Annotated in this window: 14 protein-coding genes, 1 tRNA gene and 1 pseudogene; 14 read left to right on the top strand and 2 right to left on the bottom strand. The window is 68.0% G+C overall.

Annotated features, from left to right (window positions below):
• Positions 1-2 precede the first annotated feature (2 nt).
• The 5 genes and pseudogenes from IE97_RS0108450 to IE97_RS0108430 form a co-directional block, all read left to right on the top strand.
• Positions 3-431, top strand: coding sequence for a MaoC family dehydratase (locus IE97_RS0108450; RefSeq protein ID WP_030233973.1), 429 nt, complete (start codon positions 3-5; stop codon positions 429-431).
• Between the two features lie 133 nt (positions 432-564).
• A complete protein-coding gene (locus IE97_RS0108445; RefSeq protein WP_030233969.1) occupies positions 565-1,134 on the top strand; it encodes a TetR/AcrR family transcriptional regulator in 570 nt (189 codons plus the stop codon).
• 94 nt (positions 1,135-1,228) lie between these two features.
• Complete coding sequence (locus IE97_RS0108440) at positions 1,229-2,665, top strand: DHA2 family efflux MFS transporter permease subunit (RefSeq protein WP_030233966.1); 1,437 nt, start codon at positions 1,229-1,231, stop codon at positions 2,663-2,665.
• Between the two features lie 47 nt (positions 2,666-2,712).
• Positions 2,713-3,093 carry a DUF3291 domain-containing protein gene (locus tag IE97_RS0108435; protein WP_030233963.1) on the top strand — a complete coding sequence of 127 codons (381 nt, stop codon included), beginning with the start codon at positions 2,713-2,715 and terminating at the stop codon, positions 3,091-3,093.
• Between the two features lie 91 nt (positions 3,094-3,184).
• A pseudogene (locus IE97_RS0108430) lies at positions 3,185-4,228 on the top strand (UDP-N-acetylmuramate dehydrogenase); the annotation flags it as partial.
• Positions 4,229-4,396: 168 nt separating this feature from the next.
• Here IE97_RS0108430 and IE97_RS39985 read toward each other — a convergent pair.
• Together IE97_RS39985 and IE97_RS0108425 are read right to left on the bottom strand one after the other, a co-directional pair.
• Positions 4,397-5,428 (bottom strand): adenosine deaminase, encoded by a 1,032-nt coding sequence (locus IE97_RS39985; protein ID WP_030894579.1) that lies wholly within the window; start codon positions 5,426-5,428, stop codon positions 4,397-4,399.
• A 134-nt stretch (positions 5,429-5,562) separates the two neighbouring features.
• Positions 5,563-6,789, bottom strand: a complete 1,227-nt coding sequence (locus tag IE97_RS0108425; protein ID WP_030233957.1) for a pyridoxal phosphate-dependent aminotransferase — start codon at positions 6,787-6,789, stop codon at positions 5,563-5,565.
• Positions 6,790-7,094: 305 nt separating this feature from the next.
• Between IE97_RS0108425 and IE97_RS0108420 the strand changes: the two genes are divergently transcribed.
• The 9 genes from IE97_RS0108420 to rpoB all read left to right on the top strand — a co-directional run bounded on the left by IE97_RS0108420 (position 7,095) and on the right by rpoB (position 16,423).
• Positions 7,095-7,167 (top strand) — tRNA-Trp (locus IE97_RS0108420).
• 108 nt (positions 7,168-7,275) lie between these two features.
• Positions 7,276-7,560, top strand: coding sequence for a preprotein translocase subunit SecE (secE, locus tag IE97_RS0108415; protein ID WP_030233953.1), 285 nt, complete (start codon positions 7,276-7,278; stop codon positions 7,558-7,560).
• Positions 7,561-7,640: 80 nt separating this feature from the next.
• Complete coding sequence (gene nusG / locus IE97_RS0108410) at positions 7,641-8,465, top strand: transcription termination/antitermination protein NusG (RefSeq protein ID WP_030233950.1); 825 nt, start codon at positions 7,641-7,643, stop codon at positions 8,463-8,465.
• A gap of 169 nt (positions 8,466-8,634) precedes the next feature.
• Entirely contained in the window at positions 8,635-9,069 is a 435-nt protein-coding gene (rplK, locus tag IE97_RS0108405; RefSeq protein WP_003992325.1) for a 50S ribosomal protein L11, read from the top strand.
• A 77-nt stretch (positions 9,070-9,146) separates the two neighbouring features.
• Positions 9,147-9,872 carry a 50S ribosomal protein L1 gene (gene rplA / locus IE97_RS0108400; RefSeq protein ID WP_030233947.1) on the top strand — a complete coding sequence of 242 codons (726 nt, stop codon included), beginning with the start codon at positions 9,147-9,149 and terminating at the stop codon, positions 9,870-9,872.
• Positions 9,873-10,207: 335 nt separating this feature from the next.
• The gene (locus IE97_RS0108395) at positions 10,208-11,038 is read left to right on the top strand and encodes a hypothetical protein (RefSeq protein WP_030233944.1); all 831 of its coding nucleotides are present in this window, start codon (positions 10,208-10,210) and stop codon (positions 11,036-11,038) included.
• Positions 11,039-11,330: 292 nt separating this feature from the next.
• On the top strand, positions 11,331-11,861 hold the full coding sequence (gene rplJ / locus IE97_RS0108390; RefSeq protein ID WP_030233940.1) for a 50S ribosomal protein L10: 531 nt from the start codon (positions 11,331-11,333) through the stop codon (positions 11,859-11,861).
• Between the two features lie 114 nt (positions 11,862-11,975).
• Positions 11,976-12,365: a 50S ribosomal protein L7/L12 gene (rplL, locus tag IE97_RS0108385; RefSeq protein ID WP_030233938.1), complete on the top strand. Its 390-nt coding sequence runs from the start codon at positions 11,976-11,978 to the stop codon at positions 12,363-12,365.
• Positions 12,366-12,937: 572 nt separating this feature from the next.
• On the top strand, positions 12,938-16,423 hold the full coding sequence (rpoB, locus tag IE97_RS0108380) for a DNA-directed RNA polymerase subunit beta (RefSeq protein ID WP_030233935.1): 3,486 nt from the start codon (positions 12,938-12,940) through the stop codon (positions 16,421-16,423).
• Positions 16,424-16,473 lie beyond the last annotated feature (50 nt).

Below are 16,473 nucleotides of genomic sequence, written 5' to 3'. Positions count from 1 at the left end.
CGATGACGGCGAAGATCTCCTACTCCGACGTCGAGGTCGGCACCGAACTGCCCGCCCAGACCTTCCCCGTGACCCGCGCGACCCTCGTGCAGTACGCGGGTGCCTCCGGCGACTTCAACCCGATCCACTGGAACGAGAAGTTCGCCAAGGAGGTCGGCCTGCCGGACGTCATCGCGCACGGCATGTTCACCATGGCGGAGGCGATCCGCGTCGTCACCGACTGGGTCGGCGACCCGGGCGCGGTCGTCGAGTACGGCGTCCGGTTCACGAAGCCCGTCGTCGTCCCGAACGACGACCAGGGAGCCGTGATCGAGGTCGCCGGCAAGGTCGCGGCCAAGCTCGACGACAACACGGTCCGCGTGGACCTGACGGCGACGAGCGCCGGGCAGAAGGTGCTGGGCATGTCGCGGGCGGTCGTACGGCTGGCCTGAGAACAGCGATGCGAGGTGAGGGGGCGCTCTTCATTACGGGGCGCTCCCTCACCCGTATCAGGGGCGGCCCCTGACCGTAGGAATTTCCGGCACCCGCTTGACGCAGTTAGTGATTGAGTACTAACTTACTTGCATGGTCAGGATGAGTGCGGAGGAGAGGCGCGAGAGTGTCATCCACGCGGCGATGACCGAGTTCGCCCGCGGCGGCTACCACGGCACGTCGACCGAGGCGATCGCCCGGCGCGTCGGTGTCTCGCAGCCGTACCTCTTCCGGCTCTTCCCGGGCAAGAAGGCGATCTTCCTGGCGGCGGCCCAGCGGTGTGTGGAGGAGACCATCCGCACCTTCGCGGAGGCCTCCGAAGGGCTCGAGGGTGAGGAAGCCCTGCACGCCATGGGGAACGCGTACACCAAGGTCATCGAAGAGCGGCCCGAGCGGCTCCTGATGCAGATGCAGATGTACGTCGCCGTGAGGGCCGCCGAGGAAGAGGGCGACCACGAGTTCGGCGAGTCGGTGCGCGCCGGCTGGATGCGACTGTGGGACACCGTCCATCTGCCGCTGGGGGCCGACATCGGCGAGACGACGACCTTCATGGCGTACGGGATGCTCATCAACTGCCTGGCGGCCATGGGCTTCCCGCCCGAGCACCGGGTCTGGGAGGGGCTGTACCCGTCGGCGCGGCTCAAGGGCCGGCTGGAGCACTGAGAAGACGAGGCGAGGGCTTGCGCCCTTTTATGACCGCGAAAGTTAGTAATCAATAACTAATCGATCAAGCGAATCACTCACTCCTGGGGGAGCGATGTCAGAGCAGACCGCACGTCGCGGAGGAGCCGCCTGGGCCCTCGTCATCACCAGCGTCGCCGGATTCATGGCGGCTCTCGACAACCTCGTCGTCACCACCGCCCTGCCCTCCATCCGTGAGGACCTCGGCGGAGGCCTGCACGACCTGGAATGGACCGTGAGCGCCTACACGCTCACCTTCGCCGTCCTGCTGATGTCCGGCGCGGCCCTCGGTGACCGCTTCGGCCGCCGCCGGCTCTTCATCGCCGGACTCACCGTCTTCACCGGCGCCTCCGCGGCGGCGGCCATGGCGCCCGGCATCGACTCCCTCATCGCCGCCCGCGCCGTCCAGGGCGCCGGCGCCGCCGTGATGATGCCGCTGACGCTCACCCTGCTGACCGCGGCCGTGCCCGCCGCCAAGCGAGGCATGGCGTACGGCATATGGGGAGCCGTCAACGGACTCGCCGTCGCCTCCGGACCCCTGGTCGGCGGCACCCTCACCGAACACATCTCCTGGCAGTGGATCTTCTGGCTGAACGTCCCGCTGGGCCTGGCCCTGCTCCCGCTGGCCCGCCTCCGCCTCGCCGAGTCGCACGGCACCGGAGCACCGCTCGACATCCCCGGTACCCTGCTCGCCAGCGGCGGCCTCTTCGGCATCGTCTACGGCCTGGTCCGCGGCCCCGTCGACGGCTGGACCGGCACCCTGGTCCTGCTGGCCCTGTTCACCGGCTCCGCGCTGCTCGTCGCCTTCGTCCTCTACAGCATCCGTGCCAAGAACCCCATGCTCCCGATGCGGCTCTTCCGCTCCCGGGCCTTCGCCGGCATCAACGCGGCCAGCCTGCTGATGTTCCTCGGCATGTTCGGCTCGATCTTCCTGCTCAGCCAGTACATGCAGGGCGTCCTCGGCTACTCGCCCACCGAGGCGGGCCTGAGGATGCTGCCCTGGACCGGCATGCCGATGCTGGTCGCCCCGATCGCCGGCATCCTCGCCGACCGCATCGGCGGCCGCCCCGTCGTCGCCGCGGGCCTGTTCCTCCAGGCACTCGGCCTCGGCTACATGTCGGCCGTCGCCACGGCCGACGCCTCCTACGCCGCCCAACTGCCCGCCCTGATCGTCAGTGGTGTCGGCATGGCCCTGTTCTTCGCCCCTGCCTCGCACCTGGTGATGTCCAGCGTCCGAACCCAGGAGCAGGGAATCGCCTCCGGAGCCAACAACGCCCTGCGCGAGGTGGGCGGAGCGCTCGGCATCGCCGTCATGGCGTCGATCTTCGCGGCCCAGGGCGGATACGAGACCGGCCAGACCTTCGTCGACGGCATGCGGCCCGCGCTGATGACGGGCTCCGCCGTGGTGGCCCTGGCGGGAGTCGCGGCCCTGGCCATCCCGACCCGGCGACGCACCGAGCGGCGGACCGCCCCCACCGAACCGACGCCTGTACTCGAGACCGCCGCCCACTGACCCCGACGAACCGGCAACCAGACCGACGACCCGCAGGAGGAACGGCCGTGCCCACCCTTCCCTGGACCGTCCCCAACCCCCCGCCCCGCGACACCGAGGTGCACGTCTTCGCCTCTCGCTTCGAGACCCGCACCCTGTGGGGAGCGCTGAAATTCCTCGCCGGTACCCCCGCCGTCTGGCGGCAGGTGCGCAACAGCCCGGGCGCCTACGGAGCGACCCTGAAGGCGAAGCCGTTGCGACGGACCTTCTGGACGCTGTCCGCCTGGGAGTCGAAGGCCGCGCTCGCCACCTTCGTCCACTCGGGCGCCCACAAGCCGGTCGCCCGGGGCCTCGCTCCCCAGATGAAGGACGCGACCTTCACCACATGGCAGGCGAAGAGCGACGATCTCCCGCTCTCCTGGTCCGAGGCGTTCCGGCGCCTGCCCTGACAGCCCGCCCCCGTGCGGCCCCGTTCTTCACGAACGGGGCCGCACACACGCGTGCCGAGGAGCGTCAGTGCCGTCTCGTACTCTTGAGCCCGTGCAGGAACTCCACGACGCCCCCCTCGCCCCACTGACCACCTTCCGGCTGGGCGGCCCCGCCACCCGGCTGGTCACCGCGACGACGGACGACGAGGTGATCGCCGTCGTCCGTGAAGCCGACGAGGCGGGCACCCCACTGCTGCTCATCGGCGGCGGTTCGAACCTGGTCATCGGCGACAAGGGCTTCGAGGGCACCGCCCTCGTCATCGCCACCAAGGGCTACTCCCTCGACGGCACGAGCCTGGAGCTGGCGGCCGGCGAGGTGTGGACCGACGCCGTCACCCGCACGGTGGAGGCGGGCCTGGCCGGCATCGAGTGCCTGGCCGGCATCCCCGGCTCAGCGGGCGCCACCCCCATCCAGAACGTCGGGGCGTACGGCCAGGAGGTCTCCTCGACGATCACCGAAGTCGTCGCCTACGACCGCCGCACCGGCGAGACGGTCACCCTCGCCAATGAGGACTGCGCCTTCTCCTACCGCCACAGCCGCTTCAAGTCCGACCCCGAGCGATACGTGGTCCTGCGCGTCCGTTTCCGGCTGGAGGACGCCGACGGCCTCTCAGGCCCCCTCAAGTACGCCGAGACGGCCCGCGCCCTGGGTGTCGAACCCGGCGACCGCGTCCCGCTCGCGTCCGCCCGCGACACCGTGCTCAAGCTGCGCGCGGGCAAGGGCATGGTGCTCGACTCCGAGGACCACGACACCTGGTCGGCCGGCTCCTTCTTCACCAACCCGATCCTCACGGACACCGACTTCGACACGTTCCGCACGCGCGTGAAGCAGCGCCTCGGCGCCGAGGCCGAGCCCCCCGCGTACCCGGCGGGGGAGGGCCACACCAAGACCTCCGCCGCCTGGCTGATCGACAAGGCGGGCTTCACCAAGGGCTACGGCGACGGCCCCGCCCGCATCTCCACCAAGCACACCCTGGCCCTCACCAACCGGGGCACCGCGACCACGGAGGACCTGCTCGCCCTGGCCCGCGAGGTCGTGGCCGGAGTCCGCGAGGCCTTCGGGATCACGCTGGTCAACGAGCCGGTGACGGTCGGGTGCGCAGCCCGGCGTGGCGGGGTGCCTCCCCCAAGTTCGTGTCGGGGGGTGTCCGCCCGCAGCTGGTTGGCGCGTCAACGGACAGTCAATTGGTCTCCGACCCCATCGCGCCGTTCCGAGGACGGACACCCCCCGGCACGGCCCCGACCCACCACGAAACCGCAGGCGCTACGACAGCAACCAGTCGTCCACGCCCGCCAGCAGCTTCGCCTTCACATCCTCCGGCGCCGCCGACCCCCGCACCGACTGCCGCGCCAGCTCCGCCAGCTCCTCGTCCGTGAACCCGTGATGCTGCCGCGCGATCTCGTACTGCGCGGCAAGCCGAGAGCCGAACAGCAGCGGATCGTCCGCGCCCAGCGCCATCGGCACCCCCGCCTCGAACAGCGTCCGCAGCGGCACGTCCTCCGGCTTCTCATACACCCCCAGCGCCACGTTCGACGCCGGGCACACCTCACACGTCACACCCCGCTCAGCCAACCGCCGCAGCAGTCGCGGATCCTCCGCCGCCCGCACCCCGTGCCCCACCCGGTGCGCCCCCAGGTCGTCCAGACAGTCCCGCACCGACGACGGCCCGGCCAGCTCACCCCCGTGCGGCGCCGACAGCAGCCCGGCCTCCCGCGCGATCGCGAACGCCCGGTCGAAGTCCCGCGCCATGCCCCGCCGCTCGTCGTTGGACAGTCCGAAGCCGACGACCCCCCGGTCCGCGAACCGCACCGCCAGCCGGGCCAGCGTGCGCGCGTCCAGCGGATGCTTCATCCGGTTCGCCGCCACCAGCACCCGCATCCCGAGCCCCGTCTCCCGCGACGTCGTCTCCACCGCGTCCAGGATGATCTCCAGCGCGGGGATCAGCCCGCCCAGCCGCGGCGCGTACGACGTCGGGTCGACCTGGATCTCCAGCCACCCCGAGCCGTCCCGGACGTCCTCCTCCGCAGCTTCCCGCACCAGCCGCTGGATGTCCTCCGGCTCCCGCAGACATGAGCGCGCCGCGTCGTACAGCCGCTGAAAGCGGAACCAGCCCCGCTCGTCCGTCGCCCGCAGTCTCGGCGGCTCCCCACCGACCAGCGCCTCGGTCAGCGACTCGGGCAGTCCCACCCCGTGCTTGTCGGCCAGCTCCAGCACGGTCGTGGGCCGCATCGACCCGGTGAAGTGCAGGTGCAGATGGGCTTTCGGCAGCTCAGAGACATCACGTACACGCTCCATCCCAAGATCCTGCCGTACGCCTCAGCCGTCCCGGTAGCTGTTTGCCCGAACGTGGTCTTGCTCGCACGCGCACACGAGAAAGCGGGCCGCTCCCCGAAGGGGAACGGCCCGCTCCGAACTACTCACGTGAGTAGTCAGTCCCTGGCCTCCGCCAGCAGCTTCTGGATCCGGCTCACGCCCTCGACGAGATCCTCGTCACCCAGCGCGTACGACAGCCGCAGATACCCGGGCGTACCGAACGCCTCACCCGGCACCACCGCGACCTCGGCCTCCTCCAGGATCAATGCGGCCAACTCGACCGTGTTCTGAGGCCGGCGCCCTCGGATCTCCTTGCCGACCAGCTCCTTCACCGACGGGTACGCGTAGAACGCGCCCTCCGGCTCCGGGCACACCACGCCGTCGATCTCGTTCAGCATCCGCACGATCGTCTTGCGGCGCCGGTCGAACGCCTCGCGCATCTTCGCGACGGCGTCCAGGTCGCCGGAAACCGCGGTCAGCGCAGCCATCTGCGCGACGTTGGACACGTTCGAGGTGGCGTGCGACTGCAGGTTCGTCGCGGCCTTGATCACGTCCTTCGGGCCGATGATCCACCCGACCCGCCAGCCGGTCATCGCGTACGTCTTCGCGACACCGTTCACCACGACGCACTTGTCGCGCAGTTCGGGGAGCACCGCCGGCAGCGACACGGCGGAGGCGTCGCCGTAGACCAGGTGCTCGTAGATCTCGTCGGTCATGACCCACAGGCCGTGCTCGACGGCCCAGCGGCCGATCGCCTCGGTCTCCTGCTCGCTGTAGACCGCGCCGGTCGGGTTCGAGGGAGAGACGAACAGGACGACCTTCGTCTTCTCCGTACGGGCCGCTTCCAGCTGCTCGACGGTCACCCGGTAGCCGGTCGTCTCGTCGGCGACGACCTCCACCGGGACACCCCCGGCCAGCCGGATCGACTCCGGGTACGTCGTCCAGTACGGCGCGGGCACGATGACCTCGTCGCCCGGGTCGAGGATCGCGGCGAAGGCCTCGTAGATGGCCTGCTTGCCGCCGTTGGTGACGAGGATCTGCGAGACGTCGACCTCGTAGCCCGAGTCACGCAGCGTCTTCGCGGCGATCGCGGCCTTCAGCTCGGGGAGGCCGCCGGCCGGCGTGTAGCGGTGGAACTTCGGGTTCTTGCAGGCCTCGATGGCGGCCTCGACGATGTAGTCCGGCGTCGGGAAGTCGGGCTCACCGGCGCCGAAGCCGATCACCGGCCGCCCGGCGGCCTTGAGGGCCTTGGCCTTGGCGTCCACGGCGAGGGTGGCGGACTCGGAGATCGCGCCGACTCGGGCGGAGACCCGGCGCTCGGTGGGAGGGGTTGCAGCGCTCATGGGCCCCATCGTTTCAGACCGGAAACACACGTGGCACGGGGGTTTCACAGACTGAACAACGTCGGGCAAATCCCAGAACAACAGTCCGGATCGGCCCACGACCTGGACGATCTTCAGGCGGATCCCGGAGCTCCGTCCCCTTCCCGCCCGGCGGTCTTCGGCCAACGAGCCCTCCCGCGAGCCGTATCTGTTCGACGACCGGCCGCAGAGCACGTACACTCTCACCTCGTCGGCCTTCAGCGGCCCGCGCCCATTCGGTGCACACCAAGCATCCGGATGAATGCGGTACGTTGGGGGGCACACAAAGGGTCGTAGCTCAATTGGTAGAGCACTGGTCTCCAAAACCAGCGGTTGGGGGTTCAAGTCCCTCCGGCCCTGCTACACACACCTTCGCCAGGATGTGTGCGCATGTACGTACAGCAATGCACCGCCGTGCGGCTCAGACCGGGCGCGGCACGGCCACGACCCGGAATCAGGTGAGGACGAGTGACGGACGCCGTGGGCTCCATCGACATGCCTGATGCCCAGGACGAGGCGCCGGAGTCCAAGAAGACCCGCAAGGGCGGCAAGCGCGGCAAGAAGGGCCCGCTGAAGCGCCTTGCCCTCTTCTACCGCCAGATCGTCGCGGAGCTGCGCAAGGTCGTCTGGCCTTCCCGCAACCAGCTGACGACGTACACGACCGTGGTGATCATCTTCGTCGTCATCATGATCGGCCTGGTCACCGTGATTGACTATGGACTCAGCAACGCCGCCAAGTACGTGTTCGGCTGAGCCGTCAGCGAAGAGCGCCGAGGTACCCGGCGCTCCTTTCGCATGTTCCACCCCTATGTATCCAGGAAGAAGCAGCCACCGTGTCTGACCCGAACGTGAACGACGCCATCGAGCCTGTCGAGTCCGTCGAGGACGAGCTCGACATCGTCGAGGGCGCGGACAGCGAGGACACCGACGCCTCCGCCGAGGCCGAGGCTGCCGACGCCGCCGCTGACGACGCCGCCGAGGCGGAGACCGAGGCCGACGAAGAGGCCGCTGAGGAGCCTGCGGAAGAGGTCGAGGACGACCGCGACCCGATCGAGAAGCTCCGCGAGGAACTGCGCGGTCTGCCGGGCGAGTGGTACGTCATCCACACCTACGCGGGCTACGAGAAGCGCGTGAAGGCCAACCTGGAGCAGCGTGCCGTCTCGCTGAACGTCGAGGACTTCATCTACCAGGCCGAAGTGCCCGAGGAAGAGATCGTCCAGATCAAGAACGGCGAGCGGAAGAACGTCAAGCAGAACAAGCTCCCGGGCTACGTCCTGGTCCGCATGGACCTGACGAACGAGTCCTGGGGCGTCGTCCGCAACACCCCCGGTGTCACCGGCTTCGTGGGGAACGCGTACGACCCGTACCCGCTGACGCTCGACGAGATCGTCAAGATGCTCGCCCCCGAGGCCGAGGAGAAGGCCGCCCGCGAGGCCGCGGAGTCCGAGGGCAAGCCGGCTCCGCAGCGCAAGGTCGAGGTCCAGGTGCTGGACTTCGAGGTCGGCGACTCGGTCACCGTCACCGACGGCCCGTTCGCCACGCTGCAGGCGACCATCAACGAGATCAACCCGGACTCGAAGAAGGTCAAGGGCCTCGTCGAGATCTTCGGCCGCGAGACCCCGGTCGAGCTCTCCTTCGACCAGATCCAGAAGAACTAGTTTCTTCCGGACCCACCGCTTCCGCGCAGGTCAGGCGATCGCTCGAGCGTCCGCCTGACCTGCGCGGTTTTTGGCCGCGCATCTATACCCGTTATCGTTGTGCGGTATGCCTGCATCCGGGTGGTCCCCGTATGCGGGCAGGACCCGAACCGAAAGGACCCGGAGAGCCATGCCTCCCAAGAAGAAGAAGGTCACGGGGCTCATCAAGCTCCAGATCCAGGCCGGTGCCGCCAACCCGGCCCCGCCGGTCGGCCCCGCGCTGGGTCAGCACGGCGTCAACATCATGGAGTTCTGCAAGGCCTACAACGCCGCGACCGAGTCGCAGCGTGGCTGGGTCATCCCGGTGGAGATCACGGTCTACGAGGACCGTTCCTTCACCTTCATCACCAAGACCCCGCCGGCCGCCAAGATGATCCTGAAGGCCGCGGGCATCGAGAAGGGCTCCGGCGAGCCGCACAAGACCAAGGTCGCGAAGATCACGCGTGACCAGGTCCGCGAGATCGCCACCACGAAGATGCCCGACCTCAACGCCAACGACCTGGACGCCGCCGAGAAGATCATCGCCGGCACCGCCCGTTCCATGGGCGTCACGGTCGAGGGCTGAGCCCCAACCTCCATCAGCAGAAGTGGCAGGGCCTGCTCGGCCCGGACCACGACTCCTAAGAACCCACAGGAGCAGTAGTGAGCAAGCGCAGCAAGTCCCTTCGCGCTGCGGACGCCAAGGTCGACCGGGAGAAGCTCTACGCCCCGCTCGAGGCCGTCCGTCTCGCCAAGGAGACCTCCACGACCAAGTTCGACGGCACCGTCGAGGTCGCCTTCCGCCTGGGTGTCGACCCGCGCAAGGCCGACCAGATGGTCCGTGGCACCGTGAACCTCCCGCACGGCACCGGTAAGACCGCCCGGGTCCTGGTCTTCGCGACCGGTGACCGTGCCGAGGCCGCGCGTGCCGCGGGCGCCGACATCGTCGGCGCCGACGAGCTGATCGACGAGGTGTCGAAGGGCCGTCTGGACTTCGACGCCGTCGTCGCCACCCCGGACCTCATGGGCAAGGTCGGCCGCCTCGGCCGCGTGCTCGGTCCGCGTGGTCTGATGCCGAACCCGAAGACCGGCACCGTCACCCCCGACACCGCCAAGGCCGTCACCGAGATCAAGGGCGGCAAGATCGAGTTCCGCGTCGACAAGCACTCGAACCTGCACTTCATCATCGGCAAGACGTCGTTCGACGACAGCAAGCTGGTGGAGAACTACGGCGCCGCGCTGGAGGAGATCCTCCGTCTGAAGCCGTCCGCCGCCAAGGGTCGTTACATCAAGAAGGCCGCCATCACCACCACGATGGGCCCCGGCATCCCGGTCGACCCGAACCGCACCCGCAACCTCCTCGTCGAGGAGGACCCGGCCGCGGTCTGAGCCTGACGGCTCACCCAACCGGTCACGGGCCCCGCACCTCTCACAGGTGCGGGGCCCGTTCCCTGTTCCGGTACGTGCGCCGGTGGCCTGGGTCAGCCTGCAGGCACCGCAGGCGAACGGGGACGCATGCGGGGCACGACCGTGCGCCGTGCGGGTCTGGCACACGCGGTGGCGACGGCGTTGCCTGGACTGGCCGCCTGCTCCGCCTGCTCCTCCCCGGAGACCTCCGACCGCCCCGGCAAGGCGCCCGTGAATCCGGATAGATCACTTGTGCCCCTCTGGGATAGGCTCACGGCCTTGCTGTGACGCAATCTTGTATTCCTTGGGGGGAATCCATGAGGACATCCATACCTGTCGCCGGTCTGGGCGCTCTGCTGCTCGCCGCCGGCGCGGTCTCCTGCGGGTCCGAGCAGTCGCCGGAGATGACACCGGCCGCCGCCGTCGCCAAGGCGGCGAAGAACACGGAGGACATCACGTCCATCCGCTACCGCATGAACGGCACCGTGCCGGAGTCGGGCAAGGTCGAGGCCGAGGCGTCGATGCGCCTGAAGCCCACGATCGCCATGAGCATGAAGGTCAAGGCGTCCGGCCAGGCGGCAACCGCCGGCGAATCGGAGATCCGCCTCGTCGACAAGGCCATGTACATCGGTGGGGGAGCCGATATGGCCAAGGAGATGGACGGCAAGTCCTGGATGAAGTTCGACCTCTCCGGCTCCGAGGCCGGAAAGGACCTGGGCCGGATGGGCTCCACGAGCCAGGCCGAGAAGAACCCGGCGGCGGAGTCCACCTTCCTGACCGGCGCGAAGGACGTGAAGAAGGTCGGCTCCGAGAAGGTCGACGGCGTCGAGACGACCCACTACACGGGCACGGTCACGCTCAAGGACCTCCGCGCGTCCCTCAAGGACGAGAAGGCGGCCACCCGCGAACAGCGCGAGAAGAGCATCGAGCAGTACGAGAAGCTCGGCGCGGACAAGCTCACGATGGACATGTGGGTCGACGGCGAGGACCACACCAAGCGGTTCCGCATGAAGGGCGACACCGACAAGGGGCCGCTCGACATGACCATCACCTTCGTCGACTACAACAAGCCGGTGACCATCGAGGCGCCCCCGGCCAAGGACGTCGCGGACCTGGCCGACATGTTCAAGGGACTGGACGAGAGCTGATCCGTCGTACGGGCGGATTTGCTTGACAGCGATCCGTTCCCGTACCCTCCTACAGAAGCCAAAGACCGCTGGTCGTTACCGCGCGCTCGTACGAGGGCGCGGTGGCCGAAGGATCCGCTGAACGGCGGACGGCCCGCGCAGGTGACACAGGAGAAGCTCCCGGATTCCGCGCCCCGTGCGGGTGTGAAACCGGTCGAGCTACGCCCCGTGCGCTTGCGCCGGGGCGTTTCGTTTTCCCCAGTCCTCCTTCGGGTCCGCGCGGTCCGAATCACCCGGAAGGAGGCCGAGGCTCATGGCGAGGCCTGACAAGGTCGATGCCGTCGTGGAGATGCGGGACAAGTTCCGTAACTCCAACGGCGCCGTCATCACCGCGTACACCGGTCTCACCGTGGCGCAGCTTCAGCAGCTGCGTCGTTCACTCGGTGAGAACGCTCAGTACCGTGTGGCGAAGAACACGCTGACCAAGATTGCGGCCAACGAGGCCGGGATCAACACGATCGACGATCTCTTCACGGGTTCGTCGGCCGTCGCCTTCGTGACCGGTGACCCGGTCGAGGCGGCAAAGGGTCTCCGTGACTTCGCCAAGGACAACCCCAACCTGGTCATCAAGGGCGGCGTCCTTGACGGCAAGGCGTTGTCCGCAGACGAAATCAAGAAGCTTGCGGACCTCGAGTCCCGCGAGGTTCTGCTCTCCAAGCTGGCCGGTGCCTTCAAGGCGAAGCAGTCCCAGGCTGCCTCCGTCTTCCAGGCGCTGCCGTCGAAGCTCGTCCGCACCGTGGACGCGCTCCGTGCCAAGCAGGACGAGCAGGGCGGTGCCGAGTAACTCGGCTCGCATCCCGGCCCCCGCTGCCTGAACGCGGAGGCCGTCGCGGGCCAGTAGTACGCCCGCCTCACATGTACATCCGGCACCTGCCGATTTAGTGGAAGGACCGCCATCATGGCGAAGCTCAGCCAGGACGACCTGCTCGCGCAGTTCGAGGAGATGACCCTCATCGAGCTCTCCGAGTTCGTGAAGGCCTTCGAGGAGAAGTTCGACGTCACCGCCGCCGCTGCCGCGCCGGTCGTCGTCGCCGGTGGTGCCGCTGGTGGCGCCGCTGCCGAGGCCGCTGAGGAGAAGGACGAGTTCGACGTCATCCTCACCGGTGCCGGCGACAAGAAGATCCAGGTCATCAAGGTCGTGCGCGAGCTGACCTCCCTCGGCCTGAAGGAGGCCAAGGACCTGGTCGACGGTGCGCCGAAGCCGGTTCTGGAGAAGGTCAACAAGGAGGCCGCCGACAAGGCGAAGGAGTCCCTCGAGGGCGCCGGTGCCTCCGTCGAGGTCAAGTAAGACCTCCCGGATCCGCCAGGATCCACCCCACGTCCACCTGGGCGTGTAACGCGTAAGCGCTGGGGAGCGATCATCCATCCGGGTGGTCGCTCTTCGGCGTTCCCGGGGTCCGGCCACGGTTGCTTGCACCCTCGGAGGCGGGGGGTATGGTGATCTTCGTCGTGTCTCTGGGCGGCCCCCGGTTCGGGCAGGGGGGCCTTGACGAACCGCACGCAGCGCGCAATTCTCAGGACGCGTCGTCACAAGGATCCGAATCCGAGGCATGGATCGGCGACGAAGAGGGCAGTATCAACGTGCGTTGAGGGCAGGGCCTTGTCGCAGGAGTGGAACAACGAGGTCAACACGGGTATCGAAACCCGCACTGGACATCAGTGTGCCGAGTGGCTACACTGACCCTTTGCGCTGCCTGTTAGCTGTCCCCTGCCCGTCACCAGGGGTCTGCCCTCGCCCGAGCATCGACGACAAGATCCGCCCGACCTGGCCTTATCGCCGGATGGACACAGCTTGTCTCCGTGTACGGGAGAGGGGCCGGTACGCGCGTAGTGAGTCCGAGCCCTCGGAAGGACCCCCTCTTGGCCGCCTCGCGCAACGCCTCGACCGCGAATACGAACAACGCCGCCAGCACTGCCCCGCTGCGCATCTCTTTTGCAAAGATCAAGGAGCCTCTCGAGGTTCCGAACCTGCTCGCGCTGCAGACCGAGAGCTTCGACTGGCTGCTCGGTAACACCGCCTGGCAGAGTCGGGTCGAGGAGGCTCTGGACAACGGTCAGGACGTCCCCACCAAGTCCGGGCTCGAGGAGATCTTCGAGGAGATCTCCCCGATCGAGGACTTCAGCGGGTCGATGTCGCTGACCTTCCGCGACCACCGCTTCGAGCCGCCGAAGAACTCGATCGACGAGTGCAAGGAGCGCGACTTCACGTACGCGGCCCCGCTCTTCGTCACCGCCGAGTTCACCAACAACGAGACCGGCGAGATCAAGTCCCAGACCGTCTTCATGGGCGACTTCCCGCTCATGACGAACAAGGGCACCTTCGTCATCAACGGCACCGAGCGTGTCGTGGTGTCGCAGCTGGTCCGTTCGCCCGGTGTCTACTTCGACTCCTCGATCGACAAGACGTCCGACAAGGACATCTTCTCCGCCAAGATCATCCCGTCCCGGGGTGCCTGGCTGGAGATGGAGATCGACAAGCGCGACATGGTCGGTGTCCGCATCGACCGCAAGCGCAAGCAGTCCGTCACCGTCCTGCTCAAGGCGCTCGGCTGGACCACCGAGCAGATCCTCGAGGAGTTCGGCGAGTACGAGTCCATGCGCGCCACCCTGGAGAAGGACCACACCCAGGGCCAGGACGACGCGCTGCTCGACATCTACCGCAAGCTGCGCCCGGGCGAGCCCCCCACGCGTGAGGCCGCGCAGACGCTGCTCGAGAACCTCTACTTCAACCCCAAGCGCTACGACCTGGCCAAGGTCGGCCGCTACAAGGTCAACAAGAAGCTGGGTACGGACACCCCGCTGGACGCCGGGATCCTGACCGTCGAGGACATCATCGCGACGATCAAGTACCTGGTGAAGCTGCACGCCGGCGAGACCGAGACGGTCGGTGACAACGGCACCTCCGTCGTCGTCGAGACCGACGACATCGACCACTTCGGCAACCGCCGCCTGCGCAGCGTCGGCGAGCTCATCCAGAACCAGGTCCGCACGGGTCTGGCGCGTATGGAGCGTGTCGTCCGCGAGCGGATGACGACCCAGGACGTCGAGGCGATCACGCCGCAGACCCTGATCAACATCCGGCCGGTCGTCGCCTCCATCAAGGAGTTCTTCGGCACCAGCCAGCTGTCCCAGTTCATGGACCAGAACAACCCGCTGTCGGGTCTGACGCACAAGCGGCGTCTGTCCGCGCTCGGCCCGGGTGGTCTGTCCCGTGAGCGGGCCGGCTTCGAGGTCCGTGACGTGCACCCGTCGCACTACGGCCGCATGTGCCCGATCGAGACCCCTGAAGGCCCGAACATCGGTCTGATCGGCTCGCTCGCCACCTACGGCCGTGTGAACGCGTTCGGTTTCGTCGAGACCCCGTACCGCAAGGTGTTCGAGGGCCAGGTCACCGACCAGGTCGACTACCTCACGGCCGACGAGGAGGACCGCTTCGTCATCGCGCAGGCCAACGCGCCGCTGACGAACGACCTCCGCTTCGCCGAGGCCCGCGTGCTGGTCCGCCGTAAGGGCGGCGAGGTCGACTACGTCGGCGGCGAGGACGTGGACTACATGGACGTCTCGCCGCGCCAGATGGTGTCGGTCGCGACCGCCATGATCCCCTTCCTCGAGCACGACGACGCCAACCGTGCCCTCATGGGCGCGAACATGATGCGTCAGGCCGTGCCGCTGATTAAGTCCGAGTCCCCGCTCGTCGGCACCGGCATGGAGTACCGCTCCGCGGTCGACGCCGGCGACGTGGTCAAGGCCGAGAAGCCCGGTGTGGTCCAGGAGGTCTCCGCGGACTACATCACCACCGCCAACGACGACGGCACGTACATCACGTACCGCCTGGCCAAGTTCGCCCGCTCCAACCAGGGCACCTCGGTCAACCAGAAGGTCATCGTCAGCGAGGGCGACCGGATCATCGAGGGCCAGGTCCTCGCCGACGGTCCGGCCACCCAGAACGGCGAGATGGCGCTCGGCAAGAACCTGCTCGTGGCGTTCATGCCGTGGGAGGGTCACAACTACGAGGACGCGATCATCCTGTCGCAGCGCCTCGTGCAGGACGACGTCCTCTCCTCGATCCACATCGAGGAGCACGAGGTCGACGCCCGTGACACCAAGCTCGGCCCCGAGGAGATCACCCGGGACATCCCGAACGTCTCCGAGGAGGTCCTCGCCGACCTCGACGAGCGCGGCATCATCCGCATCGGCGCCGAGGTCATCGCCGGTGACATCCTCGTCGGCAAGGTCACGCCCAAGGGTGAGACCGAGCTGACGCCCGAGGAGCGCCTGCTGCGCGCGATCTTCGGTGAGAAGGCCCGTGAGGTCCGTGACACCTCGCTGAAGGTGCCGCACGGCGAGACCGGCAAGGTCATCGGCGTCCGCGTCTTCGACCGCGAGGAGGGCGACGAGCTTCCCCCCGGTGTGAACCAGCTGGTGCGCGTCTACGTCGCGCAGAAGCGCAAGATCACCGACGGTGACAAGCTCGCCGGCCGTCACGGCAACAAGGGCGTCATCTCGAAGATCCTGCCGATCGAGGACATGCCGTTCCTGGAGGACGGCACCCCGGTCGACATCATCCTCAACCCGCTCGGTGTGCCGTCCCGAATGAACCCGGGACAGGTTCTGGAGATCCACCTCGGCTGGCTCGCCAGCCAGGGCTGGGACGTCTCCGGTCTCGCCGACGAGTGGGCCCAGCGTCTGCAGGCCATCGACGCCGACCAGGTCCCGCCGCGGACCAACGTCGCGACGCCGGTCTTCGACGGTGCCCGCGAGGACGAGCTGGCCGGTCTGCTCAACCACACCATCCCGAACCGCGACGGCGAGCGCATGGTGCTCCCGTCCGGCAAGGCCCGGCTGTTCGACGGCCGCTCCGGCGAGCCGTTCCCGGACCCGATCTCGGTCGGGTACATGTACATCCTCAAGCTGCACCACCTGGTCGACGACAAGCTGCACGCGCGCTCGACCGGTCCGTACTCGATGATCACCCAGCAGCCGCTGGGTGGTAAGGCCCAGTTCGGTGGCCAGCGGTTCGGCGAGATGGAGGTGTGGGCGCTGGAGGCTTACGGCGCCGCGTACGCCCTCCAGGAACTGCTGACCATCAAGTCCGACGACGTCACCGGCCGCGTGAAGGTCTACGAGGCCATCGTCAAGGGCGAGAACATCCCCGAGCCCGGCATCCCCGAGTCCTTCAAGGTGCTCATCAAGGAGATGCAGTCCCTGTGCCTCAACGTGGAGGTGCTGTCCTCGGACGGCATGTCCATCGAGATGCGCGACACCGATGAGGACGTCTTCCGCGCTGCGGAGGAGCTTGGCATCGACCTGTCCCGGCGTGAGCCGAGCAGCGTCGAAGAGGTCTGACGGGAGTCCGGCGGCCTTCATGACGAAGGCCGCCGGCCCCAGGACCCCCG

The sequence above is a fragment of the Streptomyces sp. NRRL S-455 genome, assembly GCF_000717875.1.
Lineage (GTDB): Bacteria > Actinomycetota > Actinomycetes > Streptomycetales > Streptomycetaceae > Streptomyces.
The sequence above is the reverse complement of the archived record's forward strand: the minus strand, read 5'-3'. Positions and strand labels throughout refer to the sequence as shown.